The 23,747-nt window shown below is 46.8% G+C and carries 24 protein-coding genes; all 24 read right to left on the reverse strand.

Translation table 11 applies throughout. The annotated features are described in order from the left end of the window. Nucleotides 1-5 precede the first annotated feature (5 nt). The gene (gene xerC, locus QWY22_RS12660) at nt 6-899 is read right to left on the reverse strand and encodes a tyrosine recombinase XerC (protein WP_036806688.1); all 894 of its coding nucleotides are present in this window, start codon (nt 897-899) and stop codon (nt 6-8) included. 72 nt (nt 900-971) lie between these two features. Beyond that, entirely contained in the window at nt 972-2,282 is a 1,311-nt protein-coding gene (trmFO, locus tag QWY22_RS12665; RefSeq protein WP_300981216.1) for an FADH(2)-oxidizing methylenetetrahydrofolate--tRNA-(uracil(54)-C(5))-methyltransferase TrmFO, read from the reverse strand. A gap of 19 nt (nt 2,283-2,301) precedes the next feature. Further along, nucleotides 2,302-4,371, reverse strand: coding sequence for a type I DNA topoisomerase (gene topA / locus QWY22_RS12670; RefSeq protein WP_036806692.1), 2,070 nt, complete (start codon nt 4,369-4,371; stop codon nt 2,302-2,304). 101 nt (nt 4,372-4,472) lie between these two features. Further along, a complete protein-coding gene (gene dprA / locus QWY22_RS12675) occupies nt 4,473-5,369 on the reverse strand; it encodes a DNA-processing protein DprA (RefSeq protein ID WP_300981217.1) in 897 nt (298 codons plus the stop codon). A gap of 63 nt (nt 5,370-5,432) precedes the next feature. Then, on the reverse strand, nt 5,433-6,335 hold the full coding sequence (sucD, locus tag QWY22_RS12680; protein ID WP_036806696.1) for a succinate--CoA ligase subunit alpha: 903 nt from the start codon (nt 6,333-6,335) through the stop codon (nt 5,433-5,435). Nucleotides 6,336-6,353: 18 nt separating this feature from the next. Continuing rightward, entirely contained in the window at nt 6,354-7,514 is a 1,161-nt protein-coding gene (gene sucC, locus QWY22_RS12685) for an ADP-forming succinate--CoA ligase subunit beta (protein WP_053166442.1), read from the reverse strand. A 121-nt stretch (nt 7,515-7,635) separates the two neighbouring features. Continuing rightward, nucleotides 7,636-8,427, reverse strand: a complete 792-nt coding sequence (gene rnhB, locus QWY22_RS12690) for a ribonuclease HII (protein WP_300981218.1) — start codon at nt 8,425-8,427, stop codon at nt 7,636-7,638. 66 nt (nt 8,428-8,493) lie between these two features. Further along, complete coding sequence (gene ylqF / locus QWY22_RS12695; RefSeq protein ID WP_300981219.1) at nt 8,494-9,360, reverse strand: ribosome biogenesis GTPase YlqF; 867 nt, start codon at nt 9,358-9,360, stop codon at nt 8,494-8,496. An 11-nt stretch (nt 9,361-9,371) separates the two neighbouring features. Continuing rightward, nucleotides 9,372-9,929, reverse strand: a complete 558-nt coding sequence (gene lepB / locus QWY22_RS12700) for a signal peptidase I (protein ID WP_300981220.1) — start codon at nt 9,927-9,929, stop codon at nt 9,372-9,374. Between the two features lie 257 nt (nt 9,930-10,186). Then, complete coding sequence (rplS, locus tag QWY22_RS12705) at nt 10,187-10,531, reverse strand: 50S ribosomal protein L19 (protein ID WP_036806705.1); 345 nt, start codon at nt 10,529-10,531, stop codon at nt 10,187-10,189. A 133-nt stretch (nt 10,532-10,664) separates the two neighbouring features. Continuing rightward, nucleotides 10,665-11,393 carry a tRNA (guanosine(37)-N1)-methyltransferase TrmD gene (gene trmD, locus QWY22_RS12710; RefSeq protein WP_300981221.1) on the reverse strand — a complete coding sequence of 243 codons (729 nt, stop codon included), beginning with the start codon at nt 11,391-11,393 and terminating at the stop codon, nt 10,665-10,667. Beyond that, a complete protein-coding gene (gene rimM / locus QWY22_RS12715; protein ID WP_300981222.1) occupies nt 11,390-11,908 on the reverse strand; it encodes a ribosome maturation factor RimM in 519 nt (172 codons plus the stop codon). Before rimM ends, trmD begins: the two co-directional genes overlap by 4 nt. Before the next feature lie 298 nt (nt 11,909-12,206). After that, nucleotides 12,207-12,440, reverse strand: a complete 234-nt coding sequence (locus QWY22_RS12720; RefSeq protein WP_036806711.1) for a KH domain-containing protein — start codon at nt 12,438-12,440, stop codon at nt 12,207-12,209. A 13-nt stretch (nt 12,441-12,453) separates the two neighbouring features. Further along, entirely contained in the window at nt 12,454-12,726 is a 273-nt protein-coding gene (gene rpsP, locus QWY22_RS12725; protein WP_036806713.1) for a 30S ribosomal protein S16, read from the reverse strand. Between the two features lie 92 nt (nt 12,727-12,818). Further along, entirely contained in the window at nt 12,819-14,174 is a 1,356-nt protein-coding gene (gene ffh / locus QWY22_RS12730) for a signal recognition particle protein (RefSeq protein WP_300981223.1), read from the reverse strand. Between the two features lie 12 nt (nt 14,175-14,186). Further along, a complete protein-coding gene (locus tag QWY22_RS12735; RefSeq protein ID WP_300984388.1) occupies nt 14,187-14,510 on the reverse strand; it encodes a putative DNA-binding protein in 324 nt (107 codons plus the stop codon). A 68-nt stretch (nt 14,511-14,578) separates the two neighbouring features. Then, nucleotides 14,579-15,595, reverse strand: coding sequence for a signal recognition particle-docking protein FtsY (ftsY, locus tag QWY22_RS12740; RefSeq protein ID WP_300981224.1), 1,017 nt, complete (start codon nt 15,593-15,595; stop codon nt 14,579-14,581). 13 nt (nt 15,596-15,608) lie between these two features. After that, nucleotides 15,609-19,157, reverse strand: a complete 3,549-nt coding sequence (smc, locus tag QWY22_RS12745; protein ID WP_300981225.1) for a chromosome segregation protein SMC — start codon at nt 19,155-19,157, stop codon at nt 15,609-15,611. A 3-nt stretch (nt 19,158-19,160) separates the two neighbouring features. Then, nucleotides 19,161-19,916 carry a ribonuclease III gene (gene rnc / locus QWY22_RS12750; RefSeq protein ID WP_036806721.1) on the reverse strand — a complete coding sequence of 252 codons (756 nt, stop codon included), beginning with the start codon at nt 19,914-19,916 and terminating at the stop codon, nt 19,161-19,163. A gap of 289 nt (nt 19,917-20,205) precedes the next feature. Then, nucleotides 20,206-20,442 carry an acyl carrier protein gene (gene acpP, locus QWY22_RS12755; protein WP_036806740.1) on the reverse strand — a complete coding sequence of 79 codons (237 nt, stop codon included), beginning with the start codon at nt 20,440-20,442 and terminating at the stop codon, nt 20,206-20,208. A 40-nt stretch (nt 20,443-20,482) separates the two neighbouring features. Next, nucleotides 20,483-21,229 (reverse strand): 3-oxoacyl-[acyl-carrier-protein] reductase, encoded by a 747-nt coding sequence (gene fabG / locus QWY22_RS12760; RefSeq protein WP_300981226.1) that lies wholly within the window; start codon nt 21,227-21,229, stop codon nt 20,483-20,485. Further along, nucleotides 21,226-22,161, reverse strand: coding sequence for an ACP S-malonyltransferase (fabD, locus tag QWY22_RS12765; RefSeq protein ID WP_300981227.1), 936 nt, complete (start codon nt 22,159-22,161; stop codon nt 21,226-21,228). The genes fabG and fabD overlap by 4 nt, the downstream gene beginning before the upstream one ends. Then, nucleotides 22,154-23,149 carry a phosphate acyltransferase PlsX gene (gene plsX, locus QWY22_RS12770; protein WP_300981228.1) on the reverse strand — a complete coding sequence of 332 codons (996 nt, stop codon included), beginning with the start codon at nt 23,147-23,149 and terminating at the stop codon, nt 22,154-22,156. The genes fabD and plsX overlap by 8 nt, the downstream gene beginning before the upstream one ends. Next, nucleotides 23,146-23,730, reverse strand: coding sequence for a transcription factor FapR (fapR, locus tag QWY22_RS12775; RefSeq protein WP_300981229.1), 585 nt, complete (start codon nt 23,728-23,730; stop codon nt 23,146-23,148). The genes plsX and fapR overlap by 4 nt, the downstream gene beginning before the upstream one ends. Nucleotides 23,731-23,747: the final 17 nt, after the last annotated feature.

Below are 23,747 nucleotides of genomic sequence, written 5' to 3' on the forward strand. Positions count from 1 at the left end.
CCTCCCTAGGCTCTTGGATGTGAATTTAAATAGGTTTTTCTCAAATGCTCTTTCGTTACATGCGTATATACTTGAGTCGAGCTCAAGTGCGAATGCCCAAGCAATTCCTGTACAGTCCGCATGTCAGCTCCGTTATTCAATAAATGAGTCGCAAATGTATGGCGGATCATATGGGGATAGATGGATGAGTTGACAGAAGCTTTTTTCATGCATTCGCTTAAAATGTGGCGAACCCCTCTGTCTGTCAGCTGTTCGCCACGGTTATTAACGAATAAGCCTTGATGGTCCTGCTTCTTCATCAATTTAGGACGAACTTCCTCGATATAATGTTCCAATGCATCGTGGGCAAACTGGCCATACGGGATGTATCGTTCTTTCCGCCCTTTCCCCATCACTTTCACGATCTGCATTTGCCGGTCCAGATCCTGCATGCGGATGGAGACACACTCACTGACCCGCATGCCTGTGGCATACAGCAATTCCAGCAGTGCGGTGTTGCGGATCGACAATTTATCTTCGCCTTGCACGGACGCAAACAAAGCTTCCATTTCTTCTTCATAGAAAAATTGAGGAAGCCTTTCTTCTTTTTTCGGATGATACAACGAACGGAACGCCGCTTCATTTAAAGCAAATTCCCGGTTGCCGTATTTGAAAAATGAACGAATTGATGAGATTTTCCGGGAAATTGTCGTTCGCGACAATTTGGCTTCATAAAGTTGAGTCACATAATTCCTGGCATGCAAGTATTCCACTTCTCGGATATCCTGCACATTTTCTTGATTCAGAAAAAGAAAAAAATCCTCCAAATCTTTCTCGTAATGGTGGACGGTGTGTTCAGAATAATTTTTTTCAAGTTGAATGTAAGCCATAAAAGATTTGAGCATTTCTTCTTTCTGCATCCAATGCACCCACCTTTTTTTGCAAATACAAAAGCCTCTAAATTATACCAACATTTAGAGGCTTTTTTCAAATTAAACAGTCACTGTATTCATATAATTGTGAATTGCAGCAAGCGCACGTTCAGCATGCTTTTCTGCACGCTCCTGCTTTGAACGGATGCGTTCGCCAAGATCCGGGAACAAACCGAAGTTCACATTCATCGGCTGGAAGTTCTTGCTGTCCGCTTCGGTAATGTAGCGGGCCATGCTGCCAAGAGCCGTTTCTGCCGGAAGCACAACCTGTTCTTCGCCCAATGCCAATTTCGCTGCATTGATGCCGGCAAGCAAGCCGCTTCCTGCTGATTCCACGTATCCTTCAACGCCCGTCATTTGGCCGGCAAAGAAAATATTCGGATTTGCTTTCAGCTGGTACGTCGGCTGCAAAACGCGCGGCGAGTTGATGAACGTATTGCGGTGCATCACTCCGTAACGCACGATTTCCACGTTTTCAAGTCCCGGAATCATGCGCAGCACTTCTTTTTGCGGTCCCCATTTCAAATGCGTCTGGAAGCCGACGATGTTATAAAGCGTACCTGCTGCATCGTCCTGTCGCAATTGCACGACTGCATAAGGGCGTTTTCCGGTCTTTGGATCTTCAAGGCCAACCGGTTTCATCGGACCGAATGTCAATGTCTTTTCGCCCCGCGCTGCCATGACTTCAATCGGCATACAGCCTTCAAAGTAAATTTCTTTCTCAAACTCTTTTAACGGCACCACTTCCGCTTCCACTAAAGCGGTACGGAAACGGTTGAATTCCTCTTCTGTCATCGGACAGTTCAAGTAAGCCGCTTCCCCTTTGTCATAACGGGATTTCAAGTAGACTTTGTCCATATCAATGCTGTCTTTTTCCACAATCGGAGCCGCTGCGTCGTAGAAGTACAGATATTCTTCACCGGTCAGTTCACGGATTTTCTCAGCTAGTGCCGGAGACGTCAACGGACCTGTTGCAATAATGGTGATGCCTTCCGGAATTTCCGTCACTTCTTCGTTGATGACTTCAACAAGCGGGTGATTGCGGACTTTGTCGGTTACCATACCGGCGAATTCATGGCGGTCTACTGCAAGCGCCCCTCCAGCCGGAACAGATGCGCGATCCGCAGATTCAATAATGACCGAGTTCAAATGGCGCATTTCTTCTTTGATGACGCCGACTGCATTCGTTAAAGAATTAGCGCGCAGCGAGTTGGAGCAAACCAGTTCGGCGAATTTGTCTGTATGGTGGGCTGGCGTCTGTTTGACCGGGCGCATTTCGTACAAGCGCACGTTGATGCCCCGTTTTGCCACTTGCCATGCTGCTTCGCTTCCTGCAAGTCCAGCTCCGATAATGTTTACGTATTTTGTCATGTTAAAACACCTCTATCAATTATTGAACTTCTTCTTTGTAATCACAGTTTGTGCAGTTGATCTGCACGCCTTTTTTCACTTTCTTTTCTACAAGCAGCTGCGCACATTTCGGACACGGCCGCTCAATCGGTTTGTCCCATGACACAAAGTCACATTCCGGATAGCGTTCACAGCCATAGAAGATCCGGCGTTTCTTGCTTTTCCGTTCGACAATTTCGCCTTCTTTACAAGTTGGGCATGTCACGCCGATGTGTTTGACGATTGCTTTTGTATTGCGGCAGTCCGGGAAATTGCTGCACGCCATGAATTTGCCATAGCGGCCCAGTTTAAAGACCATCGGTGAACCACATTGTTCACAATCTTCTCCGGCAGGCTCATCTTTGATCTGCACTTTTTCCATTTCTTCTTCTGCGACCCGGAGATCTTTTTCGAAATCCAGATAGAACAAGTCGATAATGGCACGCCAGTCAATTTCCCCATCTTCTACGCTATCGAGGTCATTTTCCATTTTTGCAGTAAACTCGATATTCAAGATATCCGGGAAAAATTCACTGACCAGACTATGGACGATTTCTCCCAGTTCGGTCGGGATAAAGCGCTTAGCATCCAACGCTACATAGCCGCGCTTCTGGATGGTATCCAGTGTTGGCGCATACGTTGACGGACGGCCTATGCCCAGTTCTTCGAGCGTACGGACCAAACGGGCTTCTGTAAAGCGCGGAGGCGGCTGTGTGAAATGCTGCTTCGGTTCAATGGCCACCGCTTTAACCGTATCACCTTCGGCCATTTCCGGCAAAATATTGTCTTTGTCTTCCGTTTGGTCGTCAGTTCCTTCAATATAAAGCTTCATAAAACCGGGAAACTTCACTTGTGAACCGTTGGCACGGAAAACAGCATCTCCGTTTTGGAGTTCTGCCATCACGGTGTCAAGCACAGCCGGCGACATCTGGCTGGCAACAAAGCGGTCCCAGATCAGCTTATACAATCGGTACAGGTCACGGGATAGGATGCTCTTCACCGATTCCGGCGTCCGCAGCACGCTTGTGGGGCGAACCGCTTCGTGGGCATCCTGCGACTTGGCGGACTGCTTTGCAGCGGCTGCTTTTGTCACATAATCTTCGCCGTAATTACCCACAATAAAATCAAGTGCATCTTTTTTCGCGGTATCGGAGATGCGGGTGGAATCGGTACGCATGTACGTAATCAATCCCGTTATGCCTTCTTTGCCGATTTGAATGCCTTCGTACAATTGCTGGGCAAGCATCATGGTCTTTTTAGCACGGAAATTTAATTTGCGGGCTGCCTCCTGCTGGAGGGAAGAAGTTGTAAAAGAAGGGGAAGGATTTCTCTTTCTTTCTTTTTTCACAACACGGTTTACCGAAAAGTCTTTGCCTTTCATCGATGCCATTACTGCTTTTACATCGCTTTCGTTTTGCAATTTGACCTTTTCATCTGCAGTTCCATAAAATTGTGCTTCAAATTTCTTTTTCGCTTTTTCAAATTCGCCTGTAATGGACCAGTATTCTTCCGGTTCGAAGTTTTTGATCTCATTTTCCCGGTCGATGATCAAGCCGAGAGCAACCGACTGGACGCGCCCAGCCGACAAGCCTTTTTTTACTTTTTTCCAAAGCAGCGGACTGATGCTGTATCCGACCAGGCGATCGAGTATCCGCCGGGCTTGCTGGGCATCAACTAAATCCATGTCAATTTTCCGCGGGTGTTTAAATGATTCTTTAATGGCGTCTTTTGTAATCTCGTTGAACACGACTCGGCATTCAGTGCTTTGGTCAACGCCGAGGGCATTGGCCAAATGCCAAGCAATTGCTTCCCCTTCGCGATCCGGGTCAGCTGCGAGAAAGACTTTCTTCGCTTTTTTCGCTTCTTTTTTTAAGTCTTGTAAAATTGGGCCTTTGCCTCTGATGGTGATATAACGGGGTTCGTAGTTATTTTCAACATCCACACCCATTTGGCTGCGGGGCAAATCCCGCAAATGCCCAAGAGATGCACGGACTTTGTACTTTTTCCCTAAATATCGTTCAATTGTTTTCGCCTTGGCAGGCGATTCAACAATTACCAAATAATCCGACATGAATATTCCTCCTCATAGAGGTTTCTTAAAATATATAAAAGAATTACCTGTTGCAAAATGTATAACAGTTTTTAGCGGAATGCAAGGCTTTTCATTTGCCGCTAATCATTTTTCCCAATTAATTGCCTGTATTCCTCAAGAATATGACTGCCTTTCCAGACAGGTTTTGCGCCTTCTGCAATCAATTTATGCGGCCCGGCAGACAAGTCGGAAAATATATTTCCCGGAACAGCAAAAATATCTTTTCCGTGGTCCAAAGCGTGTTCCACCGTGCTCAAAGTACCGCTTTTCACTTTCGCTTCCGTCACGAGGACGCCTTGCGACAACCCGCTGATAATGCGGTTTCGCATAGGGAAATTCCAGCGCTTCGGCTGCATATAAGGCGGATATTCGGTTATGGATAAATATTTTTCTTCTATTATATTATGCAAGCCGGCGTTTTCTTTCGGATACGGATGCATAAAGCCGCTGCCAGTCACAGCGATGGTCTGCCCGCCGAGCTCAATTGCCGCTGCGTGTGCCATTGCATCTGCCCCTTTAGCCAGACCGCTGATAATGACAATATTTTGCTCAATTAAAGAAGGCAACAACGCATGGATGGCTTGCCGAGAATAAGGAGAAGCATTCCGAGAGCCGATGACTGCTATTTTTTCGGAGGCCAGCAGCAATTCGGTCCGGCCCTTCGCATACAGGACGGCCGGCGGATCGATCAGCTCCATAAGGGAGTCGGGGTAGTGTGGGTGGCGATAAGATATGGGGGTTATCTTATGTTTTGCGTAAACTTCGCAAAATGGAGTCCTTAAGGCTTCCAGGTAGGCGTTCTTTAACTGGTTTGCCTGGGCAAACTGCATTTCCAGACGGCTTGCTAGTTCAGACGGCCTTTGAGCTGCCAGCCTTTCCAGTTCCGGATCGTCGAACATCAATCGCCGCAGCCGGTTCAACGGTTTTGGGTAAACGTAATGCAAAGCCAGGAGCCGCTGCAAGTAATCATCTTTCATCATATTCCTCCTTTTTTTAAACAAAAATAAGGCGCATCAGCAAGATGCGCCTTATCTTTTATATTAATGCGTTTTACACTTGTCGTACAAGCCTTTTTCTCTGATTACTCGGATTAAAGTCTCGCCGATAACGGAAGGAGTTTCTGCAACTTCGATTCCAGCAGCGTTCATTGCTTTGATCTTGTCTGCAGCTGTCCCTTTACCGCCAGAAATGATCGCACCGGCATGGCCCATACGTTTTCCTTCTGGTGCAGTTTGTCCGCCGATAAAGCCGACAACCGGTTTTGTCATGTTTTCTTGGATCCATGCAGCAGCTTCTTCTTCAGCTGTTCCGCCGATTTCACCAATCATAACGACCGCATAAGTATCTTCGTCTTCGTTGAAAGCTTTCAGTACATCGATGAAGTTTGTTCCGTTAACCGGGTCTCCACCAATACCAACAGCTGTAGACTGGCCAATGCCTTCTTCAGACAATTGGTGAGTCGCTTCATACGTCAACGTACCAGAGCGGGAAACTACGCCGACATGGCCTTTTTTATGGATGTAGCCAGGCATGATGCCAATTTTACATTCGTCAGGCGTGATAACTCCTGGGCAGTTTGGTCCGACCAGGCGGGTTTTCTTGCCTTCCATGTAGCGCTTCACTTTTACCATATCCAATACCGGAATATGTTCAGTGATGCAAATTGCCATATCAAGATCAGCATCAACCGCTTCAAGAATTGCATCTGCAGCGAAAGGAGCTGGTACATAAATTACCGATACGTTTGCTCCTGTAGCTTTAACAGCGTCTTCAACTGTATTGAATACAGGTACGCCTTCAACTTCAGTGCCGCCCTTGCCAGGTGTTACCCCAGCAACGATTTTAGTTCCGTATTCGAGCATTTGCTTTGTATGGAAAAGGGCAGTTGACCCTGTAATCCCTTGTACAAGCACTTTTGTGTCTTTGTTAATATATACACTCATTTTTGTCCCTGCCCTTCTTTAGCCTACAAGTTCTACAATCTTTTTAGCGCCATCAGCCATTGTGCCGGCTGCGACAATATCAAGACCTGATTCGTTAAGCAGTTTTTTGCCCAGTTCTACGTTTGTTCCTTCAAGGCGCACAACTAGAGGCACATTCAAGCTAACTTCTTTAGCAGCTTGGATAACGCCTTCTGCGATGATGTCGCACTTCATGATACCGCCGAAAATGTTAACGAAAATTCCTTTTACATTCTTGTCAGAAAGAATGATTTTGAAAGCTTCCGTTACTTTCTCAGCAGTGGCACCGCCCCCAACGTCAAGGAAGTTAGCGGGTGTTCCGCCGTAGTAGTTGATGGTATCCATCGTTGCCATCGCAAGTCCAGCACCGTTAACCATACAGCCGATATTTCCGTCTAGGGAAATATAGCTCAAGTCATATTTTGAAGCTTCGATTTCTTTTGCATCTTCTTCGTCGTAATCGCGCATTTCCATAATGTTCTGGTGGCGGTATAAAGCGTTTGCATCGAAATTGAATTTCGCATCCAATGCCACTACTTGTCCATCTCCAGTCACTACTAGCGGGTTGATCTCAACGATGGCAGCATCTGTATCAACGTAAGCCTGGTAAAGGCCCAGCATCAATTTAGCTGCTTTGTTGACAAGTTTCGCCGGGATGTTCATGTTGAATGCCATACGGCGGGCCTGGAAGCCAGTCAAGCCGACAACCGGGTCGATTTCTTCATAGAAAAGGCGCTCCGGATTGTTTGCTGCCACTTCCTCGATGTCCATTCCGCCTTCTTCTGAACCCATAAGAGTTACACGAGAAGTTTCGCGGTCAAGCACCAAACCTAAGTAGTATTCCTTCTGGATGTCGCTTCCCGCTTCTACGTACAAGCGTTTCACTTCTTTTCCTTCCGGACCTGTTTGATGAGTTACAAGCACTTTGCCAAGCAATTCTTTCGCAATTGTGCGCACTTCATCCAAGTTTTTCGCAAGTTTGACTCCGCCTGCTTTGCCGCGGCCACCTGCGTGGATTTGGGCTTTTACCACAACAACATCAGTACCTAGTTCTTTAGCCGCTTTCACTGCTTCTTCTGGAGAAAAAGCTACATGGCCTTCAGGAACTGCTACTCCATATTGTTTAAGGATTTGTTTTCCCTGATATTCATGGATATTCATCTGTCATCCTCCAATCAAACATCTTGTTCTTTATGTAGTGCCTTTATCATTGTATTAAAGTTGTTCCAAAATGTCCACAGTTGACGGCTATCCTGTAAAAAACTTCAGACTTCTGCCAAGCTTAGGAGTCCAGTCTCAAAGAAAGCGGCGGCTCAACCATCGATTTTACAGGTTCGAACGTCTTCCGGTGAATCGGGCACGGACCATTTTCCTCCAGCGCAATCAAATGCTCTTTCGTTCCGTACCCGGCATGCTTCTCGAAACCGTAAGCCGGATATTCCGATGCGTACGCCGCCATAATGGCGTCCCGGCCGGTTTTTGCTAAAATCGATGCGGCCGCGATGCACAGGCTTTTGGCATCCCCTTTAATAATCGATTCACAATGGATTCCCGCATCCAGCTGCATGGCATCTGCCAGAATAACATCAGGTCTTGGATTCAGCTGCAGCGCTGCTTGGGTCATCGAGCTTCTCGTGGCCTGATAAATGTTTTGGGCATCAATTTCTTCCGGCGGCTGGATGTGCACAGCGTAACTGACGGCGATTTCTTTGATGAGCGCAGCATACTGATCGCGCTTGGCTTTTGACAACTTTTTGGAATCATCCAAGCCGGTTAAAACGGAACAATCTTCAGGCAATATCACAGCGGCCGTTACAACCGGACCTGCCAGCGGCCCTCGCCCCGCTTCGTCTATGCCGCAGACAAGATCTTCCCGGTTCTCTTTAAAAGAAGCGTCGAACTCAATTTTTTGATCATGGGCGTGCTGCTGCTTGTCGCGCAGATTTTTTTTGCGCTGCCAGCCCGCCAGTGCCGCTTGGACATTTTTCCGTGGATCTTGACGGATATCGTCCATCCATGTCTCCCAGTCAACGGTTTCTGCCAGTCGTTCTTTGACTTCTCCAATTTTCATCATGCTTTCATCCCTTTTCTTTTGTAAAATAAAAAGGCTGGACTCAATCGCTTGAGCCAGCCTTTTCCCTCAATCTTCCTCGACAATCATTTCATCATAATAGTCAAAAGTGACACGGCCAAGGTATTGATTCCGGATATCGCGGACAATGGCTTCAGCCGTCATATCGTAATCAATTTCTCCGCCCGGCAAAACAAAACTTCGTCTCTTGGCTATGATTTCAAATGCAACAGCGACATCTTCATCCACTTGTTCAATGCCGTAGCGTTCTTTTAAACGTTCCGGATAGCGTTCTTCCAGGAACTTCAAAGCATAAATCGCCAGTTCCTGCATCTGGATGACCGAGTCTTTGATCGCTCCGGTAACAGCCAGTTTAAAGCCGGTTTCCGGATCTTCAAATTTCGGCCACAGAATGCCCGGCGTATCCAGCAGTTCGATTTCTTTGCCTACTTTGATCCACTGCTGCGCTTTTGTTACACCCGGCATATTGCCGGTTTTCGCGAGGCTTTTCTTGGAAAGGCGGTTAATGAGCGTGGATTTGCCGACGTTCGGGATTCCGACGATCATGGCACGGATTGCCCGTGGTTTGATCCCTTTGGCAATCATCCGGTCCCATTTTTCCGCCAATATTTCTTTCGATGTTCTAGTTACTAATTGCAGACCTCTTCCATCCAGGGAATTGATTGCAACTGCGCGGGTTCCTTGCTCTTCAAAATAACGAATCCATTTTTTCGTTTCAACTTCATCGGCCATATCCATTTTGTTTAAAATGATTAAACGCGGTTTTTGCTGAATCACTTGATCAATCATTGGATTTCGTGAAGATAAAGGTAACCGGGCATCCACGAGTTCGAAAATGATATCCACCAATTTCAGTTTTTCAGTAACTTCTCTTCTCGCTTTTGCCATATGCCCTGGAAACCATTGTATCGTCATAAAAACACTCCTTAGTTAACGACTCCCGCTTCCGGCATCGGCCAGAACACAAAATTGGTGCTGCCGATGACTTCTTCCATCGGCACTAAGCCAATGTGGCGGCTGTCTTTGCTGGCTCTCCGGTTGTCGCCCATTACAAATACATAACCTTCCGGGATCGTACTTTCATTGGTTCTTTCTTCTAATGTAAAATCTTCTGTCAACGTTCCGGTAATGCCTTGTTTATAGGCATCCAAATAGGGTTCTTCCACCGCTTCGCCGTTTATATAAAGCTGATCGTTTTCGTATGCCAGATGATCTCCCGGCAAACCGATGATCCGCTTAATATAGTCTTTTTCTTCAGGTGCATGAAAAACAATAATATCAAATCGATCAGGATCCCCGACAGTATAGCCTATTTTGTTAACGATCATGCGGTCGCCGTGCTCAAGAGTCGGCATCATCGATTCACCGTCAACGACAATTGGCGTGAAAAAGAAAAATCGTATAATTGCAGCAAGCCCAAATGCAATCAGTAGAGCCTTAGACCATTCCCATACTTCATTTTTTTTCTTCACTTCAGGTTCCATACCGTGTTCCTCCCTAAACTTTCTCATCTAATTGTACAAGGATTCCCTCTTTTTAGCAAAGAAAAGCGGAAGCGGCTATACACACTCCCCCTTCAAACCGAAAAGGCTGCAGCCTTCTCCAGACGAGCAGTTGAGCAGCATTGCGAAATTTTGTATACCCACCAGAAGACTTCAATAGCCGAGCTTTTAAAATGCTCGCAATTGCCAGGAAAACAAAAAGAAAGAGGGCGCTTCCGCCCTCTTTCATTAATGCAATCTTATCGAATTTCTTTGATGCGTGCTGCTTTACCGCGTAGGTTACGCAAGTAGTACAATTTCGCACGACGTACTTTACCACGACGAACAACATCAAGTTGTGCAATTTTTGGCGTGTGTACAGGGAATGTACGTTCAACACCAACACCGTAAGAGATTTTGCGGACTGTGAATGATTCACTGATTCCGCCTCCACGGCGACCGATTACAACTCCTTCGTACATTTGAATACGTTCGCGAGTTCCCTCGACAACTTTCACGTGTACACGAACAGTGTCTCCCGGACGGAAATCTGGAAGATCCGTGCGAAGTTGTTCTTTAGTAATGTCTGCAATAATGTTTTGCATGTTTTTTCTCTCCTTCTACAGATGCTCTTGCACACATTAGCTGTTGCAGCGGAACACCGTGATCCTGTACTTCACATAAAAGTACAGACTCCATAGTATCACCAAACAACCGCTTATGCAAGAGACATTCCAATTAATTTTCTTGTTTTTTCAGTTCATTCAACAGCTTTTGCTGGCTCGCCGACAACTCGATATGATCAAACAAATCGGGACGCCGTTCAAGTGTCCGTTTCAAGGCCTGCTGCTCTCTCCACTGGTCCACTTTTGCATGGTTTCCAGATGTCAGCACAGGCGGAACCTTCCAACCTCTAAAATCAGCCGGACGGGTGTACTGAGGATGTTCAAGCAGCCCGGTCGAGAATGAGTCGCGCACAGGAGAGTCCGCATTGCCAAGGACGCCTGGAAGCAGTCTGACGACGCTGTCGATGACAGTCATTGCCGCCAGTTCACCGCCGGTCAATACAAAGTCGCCGATTGATATTTCATCGGTTACCAAGTGTTCCCGGATGCGTTCATCATAGCCTTCGTAATGGCCGCAGATAAACACCAGTTCTTCTTCCTGAGCAAGCTCTTCCGCTTTTTGCTGCGTAAAGCGTTCTCCTTGCGGACACATCAGGATTACGCGGGTTTTTTCGCTTTTGGCAAGGGATTCCACTGCGTTGAAAATCGGTTCCGCCTTCAGAACCATGCCGGCGCCGCCGCCAAACGGATAATCGTCCACTTGGCGTTTGTTGTCAGCAAACTCACGGATGTCCGTGACATTGAGCGAGACCGCATTTTTTTCTTGCGCTTTTTTTAAAATTGATTGGTTGAAGACCCCTTCGAACATGGGTGGAAACAAAGACAAGACGTTTATCTTCATTCGTTCAACAAACCTTCCAACACTTCAATGACCACTTTCTTTTCATCCACATCGATTTCTTTGACGACGTCTTCGATATACGGAATGTAATGCTTTTTGCCGGCTTTCGGCGTAACTTCCCATACATCATTCGCGCCAGTTTCAAGAATTTCAGTGATGGCGCCAATTTCCCGGCCTTCTTCTGAAAAGACGATGCAGCCTAAAATTTCATGGTGGTAATACGCATGGTCTTCCAATTCCGTCAAATCATGCTCCGCAATACGCAAATAGGAATCTTTGAATTCCACTACGTCATTGATGTTCGGATACCCTTCAAACGTCAGCAATTCGAAATTTTTATGCTGGCGGTGGCTGGCAACCGTTACCATGATCGGTTTTTTGGCATCGGGTTTAAAGAGGCCGAGTTTCATCCCGATTGCAAAGCGTTCTTCCGGGAAATCCGTACGCGATAAAACCCGAACTTCTCCTCGGATTCCGTGGGTATTAACGATTTTCCCTACATTAAACCATTCCACTCAAAAACACCCTTTCACTTTCTATTTAAACATTTTTTATTCTCAATTAAAGAATATCCTTTAACACACCGCTTCGGCCGCTTCGGGTAAGGCAAAGACTTGTGCTCCTGCGCAAGCTCGTCGCAAAGCCATTGGTCTCGCAAGCTTCGACCAATAACTTCGCAGCTGTTTTGCGAAATATTAGAAAGCAAAAATATTTATCCAGCCTATATAAATAACTAAATTCATATCTTTATTAGTTTTTCATTTCCTTTTAATCTGACAAAAAAGGAAGGAACCAGGGCTCCTTCCTTTTTGCTTAATCCACAATATCGACGTAAGTCTTTTTCTTATGATAGTTGCTTGCTGCTGAATACACGATGGAGCGGATGGCTTTCGCCACGCGTCCTTGTTTCCCGATCACTTTCCCTGTATCTTCTGAATGCACGGAAAGCTTGTAGACAATACGGCTTGCATTTTCGTCGGTTTCGACTCGAACTTCATCCGGATGATCAACCAGCGGTTTCACAATGGTTTCAATCAGCTGCTTCATAAGAAAAACTCCCTTACTTGCTTAATTTTTCGTTATGGTATTTCTCCATAATGCCGTTTTGAGAAAACAAGTTGCGAACAGTGTCAGATGGTTTTGCACCATCGTGAAGCCATTTCAACGCTAATTCTTCGTCGATTTTAACTTCAGCTGGAACTGTTAGCGGGTTGTAAGTACCTACTGTCTGGATTTGACGGCCGTCACGTGGTGAACGTGAATCAGCAACTACGATACGGTAAAAAGGAGATTTTTTAGCTCCCATACGTTTTAAGCGAATTTTTACTGCCATTTCTTAAAGCACCTCCGAATAGTTTCACACAAGATATTATATTAGCAAGCTTTAAATAGTTTGTAAAGTATTTTTTCTTAACACCTTAAAAATTATTTAAAAAGCGAGTCCAATCCGGGCATAGACATTTTCTTTTTGCCTTTTTGGTTCATGCCGGACATTTGTTTCATCATTTTTTTCATGTCTTCAAATTGCTTCAACAGGCGGTTAACGTCCTGGATAGATGTGCCCGATCCTTTGGCAATCCGCTTGCGGCGGTTTGAGTTGATGATTTCAGGAGTGATTTTCTCCTGTTTGGTCATCGACCGGATAATCGCTTCGACGCGACCCATCTGGCTTTCGTCCACTTTCGCATTTTCAAGGCCTTTGATTTTATTGGCGCCTGGGAGCATTTTCAAGATTTCATCGAGCGGCCCCATTTGCTTCACTTGGGTCATTTGGTCAAGGAAATCATCAAATGTAAACGAAGAAGTCCTGAACTTCTCTTCCAGTTCCCGTGCTTTTTCTTCATCGACATTGGACTGCGCCTTTTCAATCAGCGACAGCATATCGCCCATGCCAAGAATCCGCGATGCCATACGTTCTGGATAAAAAGCTTCCAGTGCATCCATTTTTTCGCCCATCCCGACAAATTTAATCGGTTTTTCGGTTACGGAACGGATGGAAAGCGCCGCACCGCCGCGAGTATCCCCGTCAAGCTTCGTCAAAACGACGCCGGTAATGCCTAGCGCTTCGTTAAAGCTTTGTGCAACATTGACCGCGTCCTGTCCAGTCATGGCATCGACAACAAGGAAAATTTCATCCGGTTCTTTTAACGCACGGATGTCTTTCAGTTCCTGCATCAGATTTTCATCCACATGCAAACGCCCTGCCGTATCAATTAAGACCGTATCCATATGTTCTTGTTTTGCATATTCAATGGCTTGGCGTGCAATTTCCACCGGGGAAATATCCGTCCCTTTCGAAAAGACCGGAAGAGACAATTGCTTGCCGATGGTTTCCAGCTGCTGAATCGCTGCCGGACGGTAGACATCCGCTGCCACCATTAAAGGTTTGCGGTTGTGTTTTTTGCGGAGCAAACTTGCGAGTTTTCCCGTAGTGGTCGTTTTCCCGGCCCCTTGCAATCCGACCATCATGATCACAGTCGGCTGTTTAGTTGAGAATTCGATTTTGCTTTGTTCGCCGCCCATTAACGTCGTCAATTCATCTTTAACGATTTTTACGACTTGCTGGCCAGGCGTCAAACTTTGCATAACATCTACCCCAACTGCGCGTTCACTGACTTTTTTAACAAACTCTTTAACAACTTTCAAGTTAACATCCGCTTCGATTAATGCGAAACGGACTTCACGCATCATCTCTTTCACATCTGCTTCAGATACTTTCCCTTTGCCTTTGATGCGCTGGATTGTGCCTTGCAGGCGTTCGGATAATCCTTCAAATGCCATTGTTTCCGCCTCCTAATCCCATTCTTTAAGCTGGTCCAGCAATTCCCGGACCCGGTCTTCTGAGAATGGCTGTTTTTCAAATGACGAAACCAATTGCTGCCGTTTCTGGAATTTCTCGAAAAGCTGCAATTTCGCTTCGTATTCTTCAAGCATCGCTTCTGTCCGGCGGATATTGTCGTAAACCGCCTGGCGCGTAATGTTATAAGTCTCAGCAATTTCACCTAAGGAATGATCATCTAAATAATACAGCATCATGTAACTGCGCTGTTTTGGCGTCAGCAATTCTTGATAGAAATCAAACAAATAATTCATGCGTGTTGTCTTTTCTAACCCCATCATCGCTGTTCACCCCCACTGACTCTACTGTTTAGAATACTGAAAACCGCAAGTAGCGTCAAGTAATTTTACTTGTCTGCTTCAGCGTTTTCTGTTTCTTCTTCTTTGTCCAAGCCTTCGGCAAATAAACCGTAAACATATTTTTGCGGATCAAACGGCTGCAAATCATCCATCTGTTCGCCAAGGCCGACAAACTTCACAGGAATATTCAGTTTGCTGCGAATCGCCAAAACGATTCCGCCTTTCGCCGTACCATCCAATTTCGTCAAAACAATGCCGGTTACATCCGTCGCTTCTTTGAACATCTGAGCTTGGATCAAGGCATTTTGGCCAGTTGTAGCATCCAGTGCAAGCAGCACTTCATGAGGAGCACCCGGAATTTCACGTGAAATGACGCGGTATACTTTTTCCAGCTCGTTCATCAAGTTCACTTTGTTCTGCAAGCGCCCTGCCGTATCGCAGATCAAGACATCGACGCCGCGCGATTTGGCGGCACGGACTGCGTCATACATAACAGCTGCCGGATCCGACCCTTCACTTTGCTTAATTACGTCAACGCCAACGCGCTGGCCCCAAATATCCAATTGTTCAATTGCACCGGCACGGAATGTATCGCCCGCAGCCAACAGCACTGATTTCCCTTCATTTTTCAGGCGATGCGCCAATTTGGCGATAGTCGTCGTTTTGCCGACGCCGTTGACGCCAACAAATAAGATGACCGTCAAATCATCGGCGAATTTGAGTTCATTGATTTCCTCTTCACCAGCCTGGTAGATTTCCACTAATTTTTCGGAAATGACCGACTGCACAGTGGAAGTATCCTTGACGTTCTTGCGCTGCACTTCATAACGCAGCTGATCCATCAATTCCATCACGGTATCAAATCCGACATCTGCCTGAAGCAGGATATCTTCTAATTCTTCAAAGAAATCTTCGTCCACTTTGCGGTACTTCGCCACTAAATCATTAATTTTCGACGTGAAGCCGGTGCGTGTCTTGGTTAAGCCTTCTTTATATTTTTCGGTTGACTCTTCAGCCTCCGGATTTCCTGCAAATTTATCTTTTAGCTTTTTGAAGAAACTCATATTACCACTCCTTTTATAGTTCTTCCTGCAGTTTAACAGAAACCAATTTTGAAATCCCTGATTCCTGCATGGTGATGCCGTATAAGACGTCGGCGCCTTCCATTGTGCCTTTGCGGTGCGTGATGACGATGAATTGCGTGTCTTTGCTGAATTTCTTCAAATACTGGCTGTAGCGTACAACATTCGACTCATCAAGCGCTGCTTCCACTTCATCCAGCACACAGAACGGCACCGGACGGACTTTCAAAATCGCAAACAATAAGGCAATCGCTGTTAGAGCCCGCTCTCCGCCTGACAAGAGACTTAGATTCTGCAGTTTCTTGCCCGGAGGCTGTGCGATGATTTCGATGCCGGTCATCAGCAAATCGTCCGGATCGGTCAACACCAGATCTGCTGCGCCCCCTCCGAACAACTCCTTAAAGACGCGCTGGAACTGTTGGCGGATTGCATGGAACGTATCATCGAAACGGCTCGTCATTTCTTCATCCATTTCACTGATGACGGTGCGCAGTGTTTCTTTCGCTTCGTTCAAGTCGTTGCGCTGTTCCGTCAAGAAGCCGTGGCGTTCGGATACATGTTCGAACTCTTCAATCGCTCCGATATTGACCGGCCCTAATTCTTCGATGGATTGCTTCAACAATTTCACTTTTTTGCGGACAACCGATTCTTCATCTGCCAATTCATAAGCTTTCGCTTCTTCGAGCGTGATTTGATAGTTGGTTTCCAACTGCGCAAAGAAGCTTTGGATTTGGACTTCAACGCGCGTCGATTTCACTTCACATATGCGGATGGCTTCTACATAGCCTTTGTAAATGCGCTGCATTTCTTTCAATTGTTCTTCCACCGCAGTCATTTCGGCATGTCGTTCTGTGCGTTCCTGCCGCAATTTCTGAATGGTTTGCTGTTCAAGCACTTTCTTTTCTGTCCACATCGCGATTTCCTGGATAATTTCTTCATCGGAGTAGACTTTCGCCGCCTCATCCGACTGAATCCATTGGAGCTCTTTTTGGATCTCTTCCAGTTTGCGGTCGCTTTTCAGTTTCCGTTCAAGAAGTTCCGATTCGCTCCGCATCAACTGGGCAACCCGTTCTTTCATGACAGCAAGCTGGGATTTTTGGTCCGATAGCTTATCCAGAACCAAATCGCGCGCCGATTCGTTTTGGTGTTTGAACTGCGTCAATTCCTCAATATGTTGGGAAATGGCATCCAGTTCTCCACCGATTTCATCAAGCCGTGCAGCCGCCGCTTCTTTTCTTGATACCACTGAAGTCAAATCAAAATCCCGGTTTTTCCGTTCTGCCTGGAAAAGCAGGAACCGGTCTTTCGTCGTCTTCAGTACAGCCTCAATTTCTCTTAGCGTCATCGCACGCTCAGATTCCAAGTCGCGGTATTTTTCACCTTCAGAACGCAGATTGTTTAAGCGCTGTTCCTTGGCATGCACTTCAGCCTGTTCTTTTTGGACCGTTTTCTCCGCATTTCCAATCGTTTCTGCCAGTTCTTTCGACTGCGCAATCAATTGTTCAAGTTCTGCTTTGCGGGTAAAGAAAGAAGCCTGGGATTTGCTGGCTCCTCCTGTCATCGATCCGCCGGCATTGACTACATCGCCATCCAAAGTGACGACGCGGTAACGATTCATCGTCAGTTTTGCAATTGCAGAAGCACCTTTTAAATCGGATGCAATGATGACATTCCCTAAAAGATTTTCAATAATCATGCCATAAGCCGCATCATAGCCAACCAATTCGTATGCCATTTTAACAAACGACGGATGCTTTTCAATCGAAGCGATCGTCTGCCCTGAAATTTTTCTGGATTTCATCACGCTCATCGGCAGGAAAGTCGATCGGCCAGCGCGTTTATTGCGCAAAAACTCAATGGCTTCACGTGCATGCTGTTCAGTTTCTGTCACGATGTGCTGGCTGGCTGCACCAAGCGCCGTTTCAATCGCCTTGGCAAAGCCCTGCTCTACTTGAACGATTTCCGCGACTGCTCCGACAACCCCTTTTAATTGGCGTTTATCACGTGCAACAAGTACTTCCCGTACCCCTTGGAAAAACCCGGAAAAGTCCGCTTCCAATTCTTGAAGTGTCTCCACGCGTGCGTTTAACTGTTTCTGGGACTGATACGCCTGGAAAAGCATCGATTGTTTTTTATCAAAGGCTTCTTTCATGTCACGGAAGGAAATTTCCGTTTCTTTGTACAAAGCCCTCTTGTCTGCAAGCATTTTTTGGATTTCAGCCATTTTCTGATCCGCTGCGGTTTTTTCCTTCTCCAGCTTAGCGATTTCCGCCGTGAAGTCTGCTTGCTGTACCGCGATCCGGCTGCTGGAAGCAGACAATTGCTGCTCCTGCAAACCGATGTTTTTCAATTCATTTCTTACAGTTGCCTGCTCGTTCATCAACTCGATGTAAGTCGATTTTTGGCTTTCGATATCGTTGTCAATATCAGCCGGCGTCCGGTTCAACTGCTCTTCCAGCAACTTAATGCTTTGCCGGATGGAAAGCTGCTCCGCTTTTTGCTCTTCCAGCAAAGCGGATTGTTCGCTGTATTTCTTATCCAGAAAATCGTTTTCTGCTTTTTCCGCTTCCAGGCTGTCCTGCAATTGCTGGGCTTGGCGGTGCGCATTGCTCTTTTTCTCAGACATCAGCAATTTGCGGCCTTCCCATCTTTCGCTCTCACTGCTGGCTTCTACAAGCTGATTCTGTGATTTTTCAATCTGATGGTCCAATTTGGACAGGGCCGTTCGTATGCCTTTAACGGCTATTTCTTTTTCATTGATCTCTGCCGCTAATTCTTTTTCTTTTTCTTCATGCGACGCCGTCTCTGAAGACAACGCAGACAGTTCCTCTTCAAGCGCTGTCAAATCAAATGCCAGCAAAGCAATATCTGCGTCTTTCAATTGTTCATTCATATCAATATAATCTTTTGCAGCTGAAGCCTGGATCTGCAGCGGCTCCATGCGCCCGTCCAGTTCGTGCAAAATATCCAGAACTCGGTTTAAGTTTTCATCGGTTTCGTTTAATTTCACTTCGGCTTTTTTCTTCCGCTGTTTGTATTTCAGCACGCCTGCCGCTTCTTCAAAAATCGAACGGCGTTCATCGGCCTTGCTGTTGAGGATTTCATCCACCCGGCCTTGTGAGATGATGGAAAAAGCTTCTTTTCCAAGGCCCGAATCCATGAATAAATCCGTTATATCTTTTAACCGGCAGTTTTGCTTGTTTAGCAAATAAGCGCTTTCGCCACTTCGAAAAACCCTCCTCGTTACGCTGATTTCACTGTAATCGAGAGGGACTCTGCCGTCTGTATTATCCAAAATTAAAGTTACTTCCGCAAAATTAAGAGGTTTACGCGAATCACTGCCGGCAAAAATAACGTCTTCCATTTTTGCGCCCCGCAGGGATTTTGCCGACTGTTCGCCGAGCACCCAGCGGATGGCATCTGTTACATTGCTTTTGCCGCTTCCGTTTGGCCCGACAACAGCTGTTACGCCCGGTACAAAGTCAATGCCGATCCGATCGGCAAATGACTTGAATCCCATGACTTCTAATCGTTTCAAAAACATGTTCTAATCCTCCATTGCTTCCTGCAATTTTTGGATTGCCAGCTGTGCGGCTTGCTGTTCAGCTTCTTTTTTGGACCGGCCATTCCCGATGCCAAGTTCTTGATCAGCCAGCGATACCCGTGTGACAAAAATCCGGCTATGTGCAGGCCCTTTTTCATCAATGATTTCGTAAATTAATGCGCCGTTGTTTTTTTGCTGAACCAATTCCTGCAATTGGCTCTTATAATCCATCACATGCGAAAAAGCACCGGTGCCTACTTTCGGAAACAAAACGACTTCCAAAAATTTGACCACTGGCTCCATTCCCTGGTCTAAATACAAAGCCCCGATATACGACTCGAAAACGTCGGCGAGGAGTGCCGGACGCGTCCGCCCGCCCGTTTGTTCTTCGCCTTTCCCAAGCAGGATGTATTTGCCGAAATTAAGTTCATTGGCAAACAACACAAGCGACGGTTCACAAACGATGGCTGCACGCAGCTTTGTCAATTCGCCTTCGCTCATTTCAGGGTATTTCGCATACAAGAAATGGGATACCGACAACTCCAATACTGCATCCCCTAAAAATTCGAGGCGCTCGTTGTCCGTGTAATGTCTTCTTCGATGCTCATTCACATAAGATGAATGGGTAAAAGCTTGGTATAGCAGTGCAGGGTTTTTAAATTCGATATTCAGCTCTTTTTGCAGCTGTTCAAAAGCCAAGCGCGCGCTTTCTTTGATTGAACCCGGCTTTTGCGGGTTTGGTTTCTTTTTCATTGCCATTTATAATCTGCCTTCCTTTGACGTTCTTCCTTTGATTTTACCTGTTTTCAGTGGATAGTGCAAAAAGAGAATCGGCGCACAGCCGCTTTGGATAAGCGATTGTGCGCCGATTAGTGGTATTAAGTAATAATAATAGTCAACAACGGCCGCTTTCGCTTTTCACGTTGTCCCGCTCCAGCGCCTAGACCCTCGAGGTCTTAAACCAGTCCATCTGCGCGGCACAAAACACCGCTTCGGTAAACCGTCTTAAGCTTGTCGGGTCTGTACAGGCGCTTTCGCTTTTCGTTGATTACGCTTGTTTTTTCTCGATATATGTTACTGCGTCTCCTACTGTTGCCATACCTTCAGCGTCTTCGTCAGAGATTTCCATATCGAATTCATCTTCAAGTTCCATAACCAGTTCAACTACGTCTAATGAATCTGCACCAAGGTCGCCTGTGAATGAAGCTTCAAGTTTAACTTCGCTTTCTTCCACACCTAGACGATCCACGATTACTTTAGTTACGCGCTCTAATACTGTTGCCAATGCCGTCACCTCCCCTCAAATCAGTATACAAAACTTTTCGTTACATGACCATGCCGCCGTCAAGGTGAAGTGTTTGCCCTGTCATATATGAAGCTTCATCTGAAGCCAGGAACAGTGCAGCTTTTGCCACTTCTGCGGCTTCCCCGAAACGTCCGAGAGGAATTTGGGCAAGCATTGATTTTTGAATGTCTTCGTTCAATTTGTCTGTCATGTCGGTCGTAATAAACCCGGGCGCGATGGCATTCGCCGTAATGCCGCGGCTTGCAAGTTCACGAGCCGTGGTTTTCGTCAGCCCGATCACACCAGCCTTCGCCGCGACATAGTTAGCCTGTCCGGCATTTCCCATGACCCCGACGATCGAAGAAATATTGACAATCCGCCCTGAACGCTGCTTCATCATTTGGCGGGTTACCGCTTTTGTACAGATAAAGACGCCTTTCAGATTGGTATTGATGACATCGTCCCATTCGTCGTCTTTCATGCGCATCATCAGGTTGTCGCGCGTAATTCCTGCGTTGTTCACCAGGATGTCGACGGATCCGAAAGCGGCCATCGCTTCGTCCACCATCGCTTTTACCGCTTCTGCATCCGATACATTTGCTTTTACTGCAATCGCTTCTCCGCCACCCGCTTGAATTTGTGCGACTACAGCTTCCGCTTTTTCTTGGCTGCCGCTGTAATTGACGACAATTTTCGCGCCGGCATCAGCCAATTTGCGGGCGATTTCCGCGCCAATTCCGCGCGAAGCTCCCGTCACAATGGCGGTTTTCCCTGTTAATGTGGTCATTTTGACAGCTCCTCTACCGCTTTTTCAAATGATTCCAAATCATAGACCGGCAAAGTCTGTACCGACCGATCGATTTTTTTCACTAATCCGCTCAGCACTTTGCCCGGGCCGACTTCTACAAACACCGTTACGCCGAGGTCGATCATTTCACGGACCGATTGCTCCCAAAGAACCGGAGAATACAATTGGCGCACCAATAGTTCCTGGAACTGGGAAGCGTGCGTTTCACTTTTCGCCGTTACGTTGGTCACTACAGGAATCTCAGCATCTTTTAGAAAAGCGTTGCTTAACACTTGAGCAAGATCCTGGGACGCCGGGCGCATCAATTCGGAATGGAAAGGACCGCTGACATCCAAGGGAATCGCGCGTTTAGCTCCGCGTTCCTTGGCGAGTGCACATGCTGCTTCGACGCCCGCTTTCGTACCTGAAATGACAATTTGGCCCGGACAGTTTAAATTGGCGAGTTGGACGACACCCGTTGAATCCGTCACTTCATTTGCCACTTTTTCCAAAGTTTCGCTGTCCATGCCGAGAATGGCTGCCATGGCGCCTTCACCGGCCGGCACGGCTTCGTTCATGAACAAGCCCCGCTTGTGGACAATGTCGACCGCTTTTTCAAACGGCAATACCCCCGAAGCAACCAATGCGCTGTATTCACCGAGGCTGTGGCCAGCCGTAAAGTCTGGCAAGATGCCTGCGCGGTTCAGCCGTTCGGTAATCATTGCGCTCACTGTAAGAAGCGCGGGCTGTGCATGATATGTAAGAGTTAAATTTTCCTGCGGGCCTTCAAGCATCAATTGGGATAAATTAACGCCCAGCGCTTCATCCGCATCATTGAAATATTGGCGGCTCTTTTCATCAGCGAGGAAACTTTCGCCCATGCCAATTGTTTGGGAACCTTGCCCTGGATAAATAAACGCAATTTTAGTCATTTGGGTTCTCCTTTTTCAACGTACTGTAAATCGTGCCGGTTACATCATATTCAACCATGGTCCGTGTTTGGCGGATGGCGTTGAACAAGGCATTCGCATTAGAAGAGCCGTGGGCTTTGATGACCGGTGCTTTCAGCCCGAATAACCCGGCGCCTCCGTACTCGCTGTAGTCCAGCATGCCTTTCAGGCCGTTCAAATCGTTCTTCACTAAAAGAGCAGCCAATTTTGTCTTCGTTGATGACATAAAAACATCTTTGATCATCGAAAAGACATTCATCGCAGTGCCTTCAATCGTTTTCAAGACCATATTGCCGGTAAAGCCGTCCGTTACAACCACATCCGCAGCGCCGTTCAGCAAATCACGCGATTCCACATTGCCGATAAAATTCACAGGCGCTTCTTTCAGCAACGGAAAAGCGGCCTTCGTTAAATCGTTGCCTTTTTTCTCTTCCGTGCCGATATTCAGTAAGCCGACTGTCGGATTTTGAATGCCGCGTACTTTTTCGGCATAAATGCTGCCCATTACTGCATACTGGACAAGATGCTCCGGACGCGCTTCAGCGTTTGCACCCATATCCAACATAACAAATCCTTTACCGTCGATTGTCGGCAAAGTTGGAGCCAAAGCCGGGCGGTCTACACCATCAATGCGCCCAACGATAAACAAGCCCGCTGCCATCAGTGCTCCAGTATTGCCTGCAGATACACAAGCGTCAGCACGGCCGTCTTTCACCGCTTGCGCCATCTGGACCATGGATGCTCCTTTTTTGCGGCGCACTGCCCGCACTGGATCATCTGTCGCTTCGATAATTTCCTCGCAATGGATTACATTCAGCCGTTCGTGTTGTTTTAAAAAAGGCTCCATTTTTTCCTGATGGCCATAAAGCTGCACCGATATATCACCGAATTCTTCCAGCGCTTTATAAACCCCTTCAATAATCTCTTTCGGGGCATTGTCGCCGCCCATTCCATCTACTGCTATAATCATTTTTCGTCACCTTCACTTTGTTCCGTCATGCGGTACATTTCAAATGTACCGATAAATACAGTCGCCAAATCCACCGAGGAAACGACTTTTACGTATGCACGGTTTTTCTCTGGATGGCGGTCCACTACCTGGGCTTTTGCCACTACCCGCTGGCCGGCTGTCACCGGACGCAGGAATTGGAGTTCCGACTTAACCGTCAGCGCCAGTTCGTCGTTCATCACCGCCACGGCAAGAGAGTTCGCCTGGGCGAACAAATGGTGTCCCCTCGCAATTTGGTTGCGCTGGAAAACATGTTCCGGTTTCACGTCGAATATTGAAATGGCCCGTTCATCGAGTTCAATATCTATAATTTCACCGATGACTTCGTCAATCGGCAAAGATTTCACTTCATCTTCAAATGTTTTGACGGCCACATGCTTGATGCGTTCACGCAACTCCGGAATTCCGAGTTCCATCCGGTCGAGACGGATCGTCTGGACACTGACATCAAATTTGGTCGACAGCTCATCATCTGTGACAAACGGATTGTCATTGATGGACGCTGTCAACGCGCGCTGCCGCTCTTTTTTTGGTTTTCTCACCCTGTCACCGCCCGCTA

Source organism: Planococcus liqunii (genome assembly GCF_030413595.1).
GTDB lineage: Bacteria > Bacillota > Bacilli > Bacillales_A > Planococcaceae > Planococcus > Planococcus liqunii.